12 protein-coding genes and 1 pseudogene are annotated in these 10,610 nt (G+C 29.6%); 6 read left to right on the top strand and 7 right to left on the bottom strand.

The annotated features are described in order from the left end of the window. The 4 genes from QNK89_RS09120 to QNK89_RS09105 all read left to right on the top strand — a co-directional run. A partial coding sequence (locus QNK89_RS09120; RefSeq protein ID WP_340170709.1) for a hypothetical protein occupies nucleotides 1–404 on the top strand: 404 nt, incomplete at its 5' end. A gap of 7 nt (nucleotides 405–411) precedes the next feature. After that, entirely contained in the window at nucleotides 412–1,260 is an 849-nt protein-coding gene (locus QNK89_RS09115) for a DUF5777 family beta-barrel protein (RefSeq protein ID WP_340170708.1), read from the top strand. 9 nt (nucleotides 1,261–1,269) lie between these two features. Then, nucleotides 1,270–1,635, top strand: a complete 366-nt coding sequence (locus tag QNK89_RS09110) for a hypothetical protein (RefSeq protein WP_340170707.1) — start codon at nucleotides 1,270–1,272, stop codon at nucleotides 1,633–1,635. 46 nt (nucleotides 1,636–1,681) lie between these two features. Further along, a complete protein-coding gene (locus QNK89_RS09105) occupies nucleotides 1,682–2,233 on the top strand; it encodes a YceI family protein (RefSeq protein WP_340170706.1) in 552 nt (183 codons plus the stop codon). A 151-nt stretch (nucleotides 2,234–2,384) separates the two neighbouring features. Here QNK89_RS09105 and QNK89_RS09100 read toward each other — a convergent pair whose 3' ends face one another. The 4 genes from QNK89_RS09100 to rpmH form a co-directional block, all read right to left on the bottom strand. After that, nucleotides 2,385–3,167 carry a T9SS type A sorting domain-containing protein gene (locus QNK89_RS09100; RefSeq protein ID WP_340170705.1) on the bottom strand — a complete coding sequence of 261 codons (783 nt, stop codon included), beginning with the start codon at nucleotides 3,165–3,167 and terminating at the stop codon, nucleotides 2,385–2,387. 3 nt (nucleotides 3,168–3,170) lie between these two features. Beyond that, complete coding sequence (locus tag QNK89_RS09095) at nucleotides 3,171–3,719, bottom strand: ankyrin repeat domain-containing protein (RefSeq protein WP_340170704.1); 549 nt, start codon at nucleotides 3,717–3,719, stop codon at nucleotides 3,171–3,173. A gap of 127 nt (nucleotides 3,720–3,846) precedes the next feature. Then, the gene (gene carB, locus QNK89_RS09090) at nucleotides 3,847–6,699 is read right to left on the bottom strand and encodes a carbamoyl-phosphate synthase large subunit (protein ID WP_340170703.1); all 2,853 of its coding nucleotides are present in this window, start codon (nucleotides 6,697–6,699) and stop codon (nucleotides 3,847–3,849) included. A gap of 100 nt (nucleotides 6,700–6,799) precedes the next feature. Continuing rightward, nucleotides 6,800–6,961: a 50S ribosomal protein L34 gene (gene rpmH, locus QNK89_RS09085; RefSeq protein ID WP_028281753.1), complete on the bottom strand. Its 162-nt coding sequence runs from the start codon at nucleotides 6,959–6,961 to the stop codon at nucleotides 6,800–6,802. A gap of 258 nt (nucleotides 6,962–7,219) precedes the next feature. Here rpmH and QNK89_RS09080 point away from each other — a divergent pair, with 258 nt between their 5' ends. After that, nucleotides 7,220–7,756, top strand: coding sequence for a DUF2892 domain-containing protein (locus QNK89_RS09080; RefSeq protein WP_340170702.1), 537 nt, complete (start codon nucleotides 7,220–7,222; stop codon nucleotides 7,754–7,756). A gap of 99 nt (nucleotides 7,757–7,855) precedes the next feature. Here the strand turns inward: QNK89_RS09080 and QNK89_RS09075 are convergent, their stop codons facing one another. The 3 genes and pseudogenes from QNK89_RS09075 to QNK89_RS09065 all read right to left on the bottom strand — a co-directional run bounded on the left by QNK89_RS09075 (nucleotide 7,856) and on the right by QNK89_RS09065 (nucleotide 10,195). Beyond that, complete coding sequence (locus QNK89_RS09075; protein WP_340170701.1) at nucleotides 7,856–8,242, bottom strand: sulfite exporter TauE/SafE family protein; 387 nt, start codon at nucleotides 8,240–8,242, stop codon at nucleotides 7,856–7,858. 306 nt (nucleotides 8,243–8,548) lie between these two features. After that, nucleotides 8,549–9,478, bottom strand: coding sequence for a transglycosylase SLT domain-containing protein (locus QNK89_RS09070; protein ID WP_340170710.1), 930 nt, complete (start codon nucleotides 9,476–9,478; stop codon nucleotides 8,549–8,551). A gap of 54 nt (nucleotides 9,479–9,532) precedes the next feature. Next, nucleotides 9,533–10,195 (bottom strand): annotated as a pseudogene (locus QNK89_RS09065) (alpha/beta hydrolase). Nucleotides 10,196–10,318: 123 nt separating this feature from the next. Between QNK89_RS09065 and QNK89_RS09060 the strand changes: the two are divergent. Next, the coding region (locus tag QNK89_RS09060; protein ID WP_340170700.1) for an N-acetyltransferase at nucleotides 10,319–10,610 on the top strand (292 nt) is incomplete at its 3' end.

The raw sequence follows: 10,610 nt of genomic DNA, 5'->3' as shown, positions 1-10,610 counted from the left end.
AGAAATTTAATTCTATTAACATGAAAAAAAAGTATCTTATATTATTATTGCTTGTTGCAACAATTGGCATTATAGTTTACAACTATGTCTATCAAAACCATAGAGATATTAGTAGCGAATCTGCAGATTTTAGTAGTACATCTACAATTTTATTAAATAAATTTTTAAATGATTCGCAAACTGCAGAAACTAAATATCTAAATAAAACGATTAAAATAACTGGTCAGGTTTCAGAAATCAATACAACAGATGTTACCCTAGATGATGCCATATTTTGCAGTTTACTTAATAAAGAAAACAAACAATTTAAACTAAACCAAACAGTAACCATTAAAGGTCGTTGTATTGGTTACGATGATTTATTAGAGCAAATTAAACTCGACCAATGTACATTAACAAACTAAACAACTAATGAAAAAACTATTTTTATCTCTCTTTTTATTTCCAATACTTCTCTTTTCTCAAGACGATTTGTTAAATGAAATTGATACAACTCCTCCAGAAGATAATTATGCTACAGCAACTTTTAAAGGTCTTAAAATTGTAAATTTTGAATCGACTAAACTAACTACAAAAAAGGAATTAACCTTTGTTGTCTCTCATAGATTTGGTAGTATTGAAAACGGACTTGACAGCTTTTTTGGCTTAGATGATGCAGTTACAAGATTAAACTTTATTTATGGTTTAACAGACGCAATTAACATTAGCGTTTCTAGAAGTTCGTTTCAAAAAATATACGAATCTTCAATAAAATATAGATTAGTAAAACAAAAAGAAAACGGTTCTATTTTTACAATAGTTGGTTATAATTCAATTTTATTAAATACAGCTTTAGACAAAGCTAACCTACCAAAGTTAGAATTTAAACATCGATTAGGTTATACTGCTCAACTATTAATAGCTAGAAAATTCAGCAAAAAATTATCATTAGAACTAGCACCAACTTTTTTTCACGACAACTTTGTAGTAGATAATAACCAAGATAACTCGCAATATGCATTAGGTCTTGGCGGTCGTTATAAATTAGGAAAACGCTGGTCTCTAAATGCAGATTATGGTTGGCATTTAAATAGATCTAGCAAATCACCTTTTAAAAATCCTTTATCTATTGGTTTAGACTTAGAAACTGGTGGTCATGTTTTTCAAATGCATTTCTCTAATGCCCAAGCGATGAACACTAATGGCTTTTTAGGCCAAGCTACAGGAGACTGGAGCGATGGTGATATTTATTTTGGTTTTAACTTAAGTCGTGTCTTTTAAATTTATACTATGAAAAATTATCTTACTATAATCGTACTTTTAATATTTACCTCATGTTCTAACGTTAGCGAAGACGATTTAATAGAACCTATTATTATTGAACCTGGTGAAACTGTTAACTATACAGAAAATATTCAATCAATAATGGAGAATAACTGTAACTTCTGCCATAGCAATCCACCAATAAATGGAGCTCCAACATCATTAGTAACATATAGTGATGTTGTAAATGGTGTAAATAATGGTAATTTAATTGGTAGAATTTCTGCTCAAACTGGAGAATCTGGAGCTATGCCACTTGGCGGACCTAGATTACCTCAAAATTTAATAGATCTACTAGAACAATGGGTAGAAGATGGTCTTATAGAAAATTAGACAACATTATGGCAAACTATTTGATTTACATAAAAAAATAATTAATATGAAATACTTATTGCTACCAATAGCCTTGCTTTTTATGGGTTTTAGTTTTGCACAAAATAAATACCTTACAAAAACAGGAACGGTAACTTTTGAAGCTTCTGTTCCTTCTTTTGAAGAAGTAAAAGCTAAAAATGAAAATACTACTGCTATTTTAAATACTGAAAATGGTGAATTTGCAGCCTTAGTATTAGTAAAAGGTTTTAGATTTAAAAACGCTTTAATGGAAGAGCATTTTAACGAAAACTATGCTGAGTCTAATGATTTCCCTAAAGCGACTTTTAAAGGTACTATTTCTAGTTTTTCTTTTAAAAAATTAAATACAATTTCACAGACTGTTACTTTTAATGGTTTTTTAACCTTTCACGGAAAAACTAAAGCATTAGAAAACAAATCTTTAAAAATTTCAATTACAGAAAATAATACAATTGTTATTACTGGTGATTTTATTGCAGATGTTTCAGATTTTAATATTGAAATTCCAAAGGTTGTAAGCAATAAACTCTCAAAAGATGTTGCTGTTAGCTATCGATTTACACTTACTAAAAAGTAAAGAATTATATTGAGATTCTTCGCTTTGCTTTGAATGACATTACGATTATTTTTTGTCATTCAGAGACGACTGAAGAATCATGACATTAATATTCAAAAAAGCCTTCAACAATAACTGTTGAAGGCTTCTTAAATTTTATAAAATTATTTAATTAAAGCTTTACAAAACGCTTAGTTAATGTAATATCTTGATTTGGAGATGATAATCTTACCAAATACAAACCACTATTCCAATTTGCAATATTTATTTCAGAATACAATGTGTTTAATTGTTCTGTATATACTTTCTTTCCTAAAACATCAAACACTTCTAATTTTAAACCTCCATCAGTTAATGTAGGAATACTAATATTCATAACAGAACTACTTGGGTTAGGAAAAATTGAAAATTTTGTTGGTATATCAAAATTTGGTGTGCTTAATGTTGGACTTAATGTTGCCATTGCCATTCCATAATTTCCGGCACCATGATATGCAAAAGTAGCGCCTCCTTTTGCATAAATCATTGGGAAACTTGATTCTGTATTTGGAAAAGTAAAATCTTCTGCACTACCTGTATCTCTTACTCTAGTTCCAACAATAGTTCTTACTCCAGAAGCAACAGTATTACTTGTTACAGTCCAATCATTAGTATCTGCAGATGGTTCACCAGAAGTAGCATTCATATTTCTATCTAAAATACCACTTGATAAACCAATAATAGCATCATCATCCAAATCTCCCATTCCTTGCCCTAAATCAATATCAGAACTAATGCCTAGACCTAACCAAGTATTTATTGGCAATTTCATTGTCATAGTAACAATATTTGTTGTTGTATTTATGTCAAACTGGACAGAACGTCCTGTTTCAAGGGTTATTTCGTCAGTGGTAAGCGTCTGTGAAAACGCTATACTAGTGGCTAATAAAAAAGTAAAAAGTGTAATTTTTTTCATAGACTATAATTTTAATAATTTATTAATATTTTCATCATTATACAGTTTTGCATAATCAATAGGTGATTTTTCGTAGTTATTTTTTATTTTAAAATCTGCCTTAGCTTCCACTAATAATTTTATAATATCTAGTTTTTTAAACATAACTGCTAAATGTGCAGCAGTTTCACCTTTTTTATCTTGTAAATCGGTAATAGCATTGTTATCTAATAAAATCTCAACTATTTCAGCACTACCTTTATAAGTGGCTGCCATTAAAGGAGTGCCATAGTTACTATTTCCATTTATATTTTTTACCTTATCAACTAAAAACACAACAATTTCTATATTCTTATTATAACAAGCTAAAGTTATAGGAGAATAACCATTTTCATTAGTTTTATTAATTATATTTTTATCAATTTTATATAGTTTTGTAATAGCTTCAACATTTCCACTTCTCCACACTTCGAAAATATCAGTCTGAGAAAAAGACAAAAATGTGAATAATACAAAAACGAAAAACAATGCTGTTTTTATATTACTAAATACTTTAAATTTAATCTTAAACATTCTCTTTATGGCTCAAAAAAATAAATTTAATACTTTTTTATGAATAAATCTCTTTGTTTTATAAAATTGAAGTAAAAAAAACAATTTTTAACTAAAATCTACACTTTTCTTAAAATTTAAAATGATTTTACTTACTCAAATACATCTTTCTACGTGAATATAAATTATAAAATTCATCGTCTTTTAAATCGTCAATAAATAATATACTTTCTCCAGTACTTTTCATTTCTGGTCCTAGTTTTTTATTCACATTATAAAACTTATTAAAAGAAAATACTGGTTGTTTAATAGCATAGCCATCTAACTGAGGATCGAAATCGAAATCGGTTACCTTCTTCTCTCCTAACATTACCTTAGTTGCATAATTCACATAAGGTTGTTTGTAAGCTTTTGCTATAAAAGGAACGGTACGCGATGCTCTTGGATTGGCTTCTATAATATAAACCATATCGTCCTTTATCGCGAATTGAATGTTTATTAAGCCAACAGTATTTAATGCTAATGCTATTTTTTTAGTGTGATCTTTAATTTGTTGCATCACTAAATCTCCAAGGTTAAAAGGTGGTAATAATGCGTTACTATCTCCAGAGTGGATTCCACAAGGTTCAATATGTTCCATAATACCAATTATTTGAACATTTTCTCCATCACAAATAGCATCTGCCTCAGCTTCTATTGCGCCATCAAGATAATGGTCTAAAAGCAGCTGGTTTCCTGGCATACGTCTTAATAAATCTACAACATGTTCTTCTAATTCTTGTTTATTAATCACGATTTTCATGCCTTGACCACCAAGCACATAAGAAGGTCTTACTAAAATTGGAAAGTCTAAAACATCTGCTATTGCTGCAGCTTCATCTGCTGTTGTAGCAATATCAAATTCTGGATAAGGAATCTTAAGTTCTTTTAATAATGAAGAAAAATGTCCTCTATCTTCTGCTAAATCTAAAGCTTGAAAACTTGTCCCTAATATTTTAACACCATAGCGTTCTAACTTCTCTGCTAACTTTAAAGCGGTTTGTCCACCAAGTTGCACAATAACACCTTCGGGTTTTTCATGTTTAATAATATCGTAAATATGTTCCCAAAATACTGGTTCGAAATATAATTTGTCTGCTGTATCAAAATCGGTTGAAACCGTTTCTGGATTACAATTAATCATGATGGTTTCGTAGCCACATTCAGCAGCAGCTAAAATTCCATGTACGCAACAATAATCGAACTCAATACCTTGTCCAATTCTGTTTGGTCCAGAACCTAAAACGATTACTTTTTTCTTGTCTGTAACTATACTTTCATTATCTGCAAAACGTTTTCCATCTGCAGTCTCAACATCATTTTCAAAAGTTGAATAGTAATATGGTGTTTTTGCTTTAAACTCTGCAGCACAAGTATCTACCAGTTTATAAACACGGTTAACACCTAGTTCTTCTCTTTTATTATAGACTTGACTTTCCAAACAACCTAACATGTGAGCTATCTGTCTATCTCCATAACCTTTTTGTTTGGCTTCAAGTAATAGGTCTTTTTGTATGGTTTCTATTTTAAAAGTTGAAATTTCCTTTTCTATAAAATATAATTCTTCATATTGCTTTAAAAAACACATGTCTATTTTAGTGATTTCATGAATACGACTCAATGGAATTCCCATTTGAATAGCATCATAAATAGCAAACACACGATCCCAACTTGCGTAGGTTAGTTTCTGTATAATTTGGTCGTAATCTTTATAACCTTTTCCGTCTGCTCCTAATCCATTACGTTTAATTTCTAAAGATTGCGTTGCTTTATGAAGCGCTTCCTGGAAACTTCTACCAATTCCCATAACTTCTCCTACAGATTTCATTTGTAAGCCTAAAGTTCTATCTGAACCTTCAAATTTATCAAAATTCCAACGTGGTATTTTAACAATTACATAATCTAAAGTAGGCTCGAATAATGCAGAAGTAGATTTTGTAATCTGGTTTTGCAATTCGTCTAAATGGTAACCTAAAGCGAGTTTTGCTGCAATTTTAGCAATAGGATAACCTGTTGCTTTACTTGCTAATGCTGAAGAACGAGACACACGCGGATTAATTTCGATGGCGATTATATCTTCCTTTTCATCTGGACTAATGGCAAATTGCACATTACAACCACCAGCAAAATCACCAATATTTCGCATCATATGGATTGCCATATCACGCATTTTTTGGTATGTTTTATCGCTTAAAGTCATTGCTGGCGCAACAGTAATAGAATCTCCAGTATGAATACCAATAGGATCCATATTTTCTATTGAGCAGATTATTACAACATTATCATTAGCATCACGCAGTAGTTCTAACTCATATTCTTTCCAACCAATTAAGGCTTTATCAATCATAACTTCATGAATTGGAGATGTTTCCAAACCACGTGTTAACAATTCATCAAAATCTTCTTCTTTATAAACAAATGAAGCGCCAGCGCCACCTAAAGTAAACGACGCTCTAATTATTAAAGGAAAACCAAATTCTTGTGCAATTTCTTTACCTTTTAAATAAGAAGTTGCAGTAGCTTGTGGTGCCATTGGAATACCAATTTTAAGCATCAACTCTCTAAATTTTTCTCTATCTTCTGTAATATTAATAGCATCAATATTAACACCAATAATTTCTACTCCAAAGTCTTTCCAAATTTCTTTTTCATCTGCTTCAATACATAAATTAAGTGCTGTTTGTCCCCCCATTGTTGGTAGTACAGCATCAATTTGCGGATGGTCTTTTAGTATTTTAACTAAAGACTTTGTTGTTAATGGCAACAAATAAACATGATCTGCCATTGAAGGATCTGTCATAATTGTTGCAGGATTAGAATTTATTAATACGGTTTCTATTCCATCTTCTCTTAGAGATCGTAATGCTTGAGTTCCAGAATAGTCAAATTCACAGGCTTGCCCAATTACAATAGGTCCTGACCCAATAATAAGTATCGATTTTAATTTAGAATTTTTTGGCATTGTAGTAATTTATTATGTGATACAAAAATAGTTAAACTTGGGTACAAAAAAAGGCGTTACACCTAAGTAACGCCTTTAAAATATTAACAATTGTTAATCATTATTTTTTATGTCTAGTTTCAGATGAAACAGATATTTTCTTTCTTCCTTTTGCTCTTCTACGAGCTAGAACCTTTCTTCCATTAGCAGAAGCCATTCTTTCTCTAAAACCATGTTTATTTCTTCTCTTTCTTTTTGATGGCTGAAACGTTCTTTTTGGCATTGTATTATATTTTAAATCTGAATTGTAAATGTTTTTTGTTTTAGTACTCTTCTAAAACTGAGCGCAAATATACAACGACTTTTTTATTTCACAAACCTTATTTAAAAAATATTTTACTAAGATTTTTTTTAACCGTTAATTTAATGGCATTTACCATGTATTGTAGTAAAAAGCAGACACAAATACATTTTTTATCGATTGATATTTCAGAAAAAATGAGTTTCTTTGCAGTCTTAAATTACAATTAAACGAATTACAATGTACAATAAAGTATTTAAATTAATAATTGCAGGAATAATTATTGCAACAGCTGTTTGGCAATTTACAGAAGGTGGTATAGGAAATGGTATTATGCTTATTTTCTTAGCTCTAATTTTTATATTTCTATATTTTAAAAACGAGTTTATTTTACTTGCATTTTTAAAATTAAGAAAACAAGATTTTCCTGGTGCCCAAAATTGGTTAAATAAAATTAAAAATCCTGAAACAGCTTTAGTCACAAAACAACAAGGCTATTATAATTACTTACAAGGTATAATGGTATCTCAAACCGACATAAATCTTGCTGAAAAACATTTTAAAAAAGCAGTGTCATTAGGTCTAAGTATGGATCAAGATATGGCAATGGCTAAATTAAACTTAGCTGGCATTGCTTTTTCGAAAAGAAGAAAACAAGAAGCAACAATTCTTATTAATGAAGCTCAAAAATTAGATAAACAAGGTATGCTCAAAGAGCAAATTAAAGAGATGAAAGCTAACATGAAGCGTGCACAAGGAGCACCTAACCAACATTAGGGACAAGGTGGCTCTATGAGAGCTCACCGTAGAGCGTCTAGATAACAACAAACCATACACCATAAAAAAAGCCCACGTTTGTGGGCTTTTTTTATGGTGCTATTTACTAAAAAACATTCTTACAGCAACAATTACTAAGAGAACACTAAATATCTTTTTTAAAAGCGTTTCGTTTATAGAAATAGCTATTTTAGTACCAAAATAACCACCTAATACAAAACAAGCTGCAATAATTAAAGCGTATTTAAAATTAAGAGGTTCTGTACCTGTTTTATGGTAAGTATATGCTGCTAAAAATGTAACTGGTACAGCAAGAACAGCTAAACTTGTACCTTGAGCTTGATGTTGAGTGTAGCCTAGTGCAAACACCATTAAAGGCACCATAATTACACCTCCACCAACACCAAACATTCCGCTAAAAAGACCTGCTAAAAGCCCAACAACAATTAGAATAAGCAATATTTGTAAATCCATTTTGTTTTTCATCTTTATATTTACACTTAAGTTATTTAAGTACTTTTATATTGAGTTATAGTTGTCTATTAATATCTTTAATAATATTCTTGTTAAGAGTAAACTTAATATTAAAAATTTTATTATTTCTAAATTTTTTTCTAAATAAATAATATACTATGAGTAGCAAAAAACACCATCACAATAATATATGTTAGTGTTTTTGTAGGGTTTATATTTCTATAAAAAATAGTGACAACAGCAGAAATACCTAATAGATAATTTACTATTATTATTATTATCAAATTATACCAATAGTTTATAAAAAAACCCAATCATTTAAGGAGCAGTAGGATAATAGCCTTTTTCAGGAATTTCAATATAATATTGCTTTCTAGATGAATTATTTAATTTATTCTCTCTAAGCCATGGGTTATGAATTTTAAGAATTTTATAGTTAATACCAAAACCTTTTGCAAAAGTAGCAAAATCTGTAACTACTGTATCTACTGAAACTTTATAAGTTGGTACTGCTGTATATAAATCTTTATTTCTAAAATTAAAACCATATTTTTTAGGGTGAGATAAAATTTCTTTTAATGCTATAATTCTAAAGACGTAACGTCCTGTTTCTTGGCCTAAAAGCAAATCGTAATAGTTTTCTACTTTCTGCGCTTTTAACCTTTTAGAAATTCCATAATTACCTGCATTATAAGCTGCTGCTGCATTAGTCCAAGACCCTAATCTTTCTTTTGATTTTTTTAAATAATCGCAAGCTACTTGTGTTGCCATTTCTAAATTATAGCGTTCGTCTACATTTGCATTAACTTCTAAACCATTTTCTCTTCCAGTTGCCTTCATTATTTGCCAAAAACCACTAGCTCCTGCTGGAGACCTCGCGTCTGTAAGTCCGCTTTCAATAACTGCTAAATATTTAAAATCGTCTGGAATAACATTTTTAGCTAAAATTGGTTCTATTATAGGAAAGTATTTTTGAGCGCGTTTAAACATTAATAATCCATTAGATTGCCAGTAAGTGTTTACCAATAATTCTTTATCCATACGCTCAAGAATATCTGGATCACCTAATGGCATAGGTTCTCCTGCAAAATTTAAATAATCTGGTACTTGTAACGCATAGACGTTATAATCGTTTATAATTTTCTTTTCTAAATTCTCATCTGTTGGAGCATTTTGAAAGGCATTTATAAATAATACTGCTAAGCATAAAAGACCAATTCCTGCCAATACTTTTTTTACTATTCTCATCATCGTTTCGTTTTTTAAAAAAATTATAATAAATTACTGAATATCCTTCTTAATTTATTCTAAAATTAATTTAGGTAAATTTTCATTAAACCATTTGTATTTATCTATAATCATTATGTGCGTTCCATTTTTAATAGTTATACAATTTGTAATACATTCATGTGGGAAAACAAGATCTTTTTCACCATGAATATGTATAACTTATTGTATAACAGAGTCTTGCTGCCAATTAATTACCTGCTCTATAGACCAATCTAAATAGTACTTATCATTTACAGAAAGGTATTTTTTATATAAATCAATTCTCTTCTTAATTAAGTTGCCAAAAGAAAATTTCGCCAACAAATCAAGACTTCCTGCCAATTTTGTTGGCAATAACTTATAGGCTTTAGTTGCTTTTAAAATTTTAAATCGTTTGGGTAATTCGTGCTTAGTTTTTACACTAGAAACAATAAATAATTTACGCAAAGACATATGCTTACTCATTTCTTGAACTAATATTCCTCCAAAAGAGACTACTAGTAAAACAATGTCCTTGTGTTTTATCTTTTTTGTCATTCTAAGAGCATAATTACTGAGAGTTTCATTTTTTACAGGAATTTCCCAATGCAATTTATGAAACTTAAACTGATTTTCTGGCAATAACAAATTATTAAAAATAGATGCATTTGCTGCCATTCCAGGCATTAAATAAACATGTATTATGTCTTGACTCATAAGGTTTTAATAGTGGCTTTAAAGCTAATTAACAATATTTTTTAGTACTTTTGCAAAGTGTAAAGCTATAAAAATAGTTGGCACTATTTTTGAAACTAAACTAATAAATTAAATTTATTACTTATGACTGATGCTGATGAATTAGTTGACAATGATTTTCTACGTCAATTTGAACTTAAAACTGAAGACAATTTTGCAAAGATTGAATACTCTTTACAAGAGCGTAAAATATTTTTAACAAAATTAATTATACCTGAAGGTATTACAGATGAGAATTTTTCTGCGAAATTTTTGAAATTAGTTTTCGAAAATATTGAAGAACGCAATCTTAGTGTTGTACCAACTAGTCCAGAAATTGCTAAATTTATTAGAAAAAACAGACAATATAAAAAGTTATTACCTGTTGGATTGAGAA

This window comes from Lacinutrix sp. (assembly GCF_037625555.1).
Lineage (GTDB): Bacteria > Bacteroidota > Bacteroidia > Flavobacteriales > Flavobacteriaceae > Lacinutrix.
This window is presented reverse-complemented; position numbering and strand designations above follow the sequence as displayed.

Coding starts and splice junctions, on each gene's coding strand:
- QNK89_RS09110 (WP_340170707.1), top strand. CDS start 1,270: ATGAAAAATTATCTTACTATAATCGTACTTTTAATATTTACCTCATGT.
- QNK89_RS09105 (WP_340170706.1), top strand. CDS start 1,682: ATGAAATACTTATTGCTACCAATAGCCTTGCTTTTTATGGGTTTTAGT.
- QNK89_RS09080 (WP_340170702.1), top strand. CDS start 7,220: ATGTACAATAAAGTATTTAAATTAATAATTGCAGGAATAATTATTGCA.
- QNK89_RS09100 (WP_340170705.1), bottom strand. CDS start 3,167: ATGAAAAAAATTACACTTTTTACTTTTTTATTAGCCACTAGTATAGCG.
- QNK89_RS09095 (WP_340170704.1), bottom strand. CDS start 3,719: ATGTTTAAGATTAAATTTAAAGTATTTAGTAATATAAAAACAGCATTG.
- QNK89_RS09115 (WP_340170708.1), top strand. CDS start 412: ATGAAAAAACTATTTTTATCTCTCTTTTTATTTCCAATACTTCTCTTT.
- carB (WP_340170703.1), bottom strand. CDS start 6,699: ATGCCAAAAAATTCTAAATTAAAATCGATACTTATTATTGGGTCAGGA.
- rpmH (WP_028281753.1), bottom strand. CDS start 6,961: ATGCCAAAAAGAACGTTTCAGCCATCAAAAAGAAAGAGAAGAAATAAA.
- QNK89_RS09070 (WP_340170710.1), bottom strand. CDS start 9,478: ATGAGAATAGTAAAAAAAGTATTGGCAGGAATTGGTCTTTTATGCTTA.
- QNK89_RS09075 (WP_340170701.1), bottom strand. CDS start 8,242: ATGAAAAACAAAATGGATTTACAAATATTGCTTATTCTAATTGTTGTT.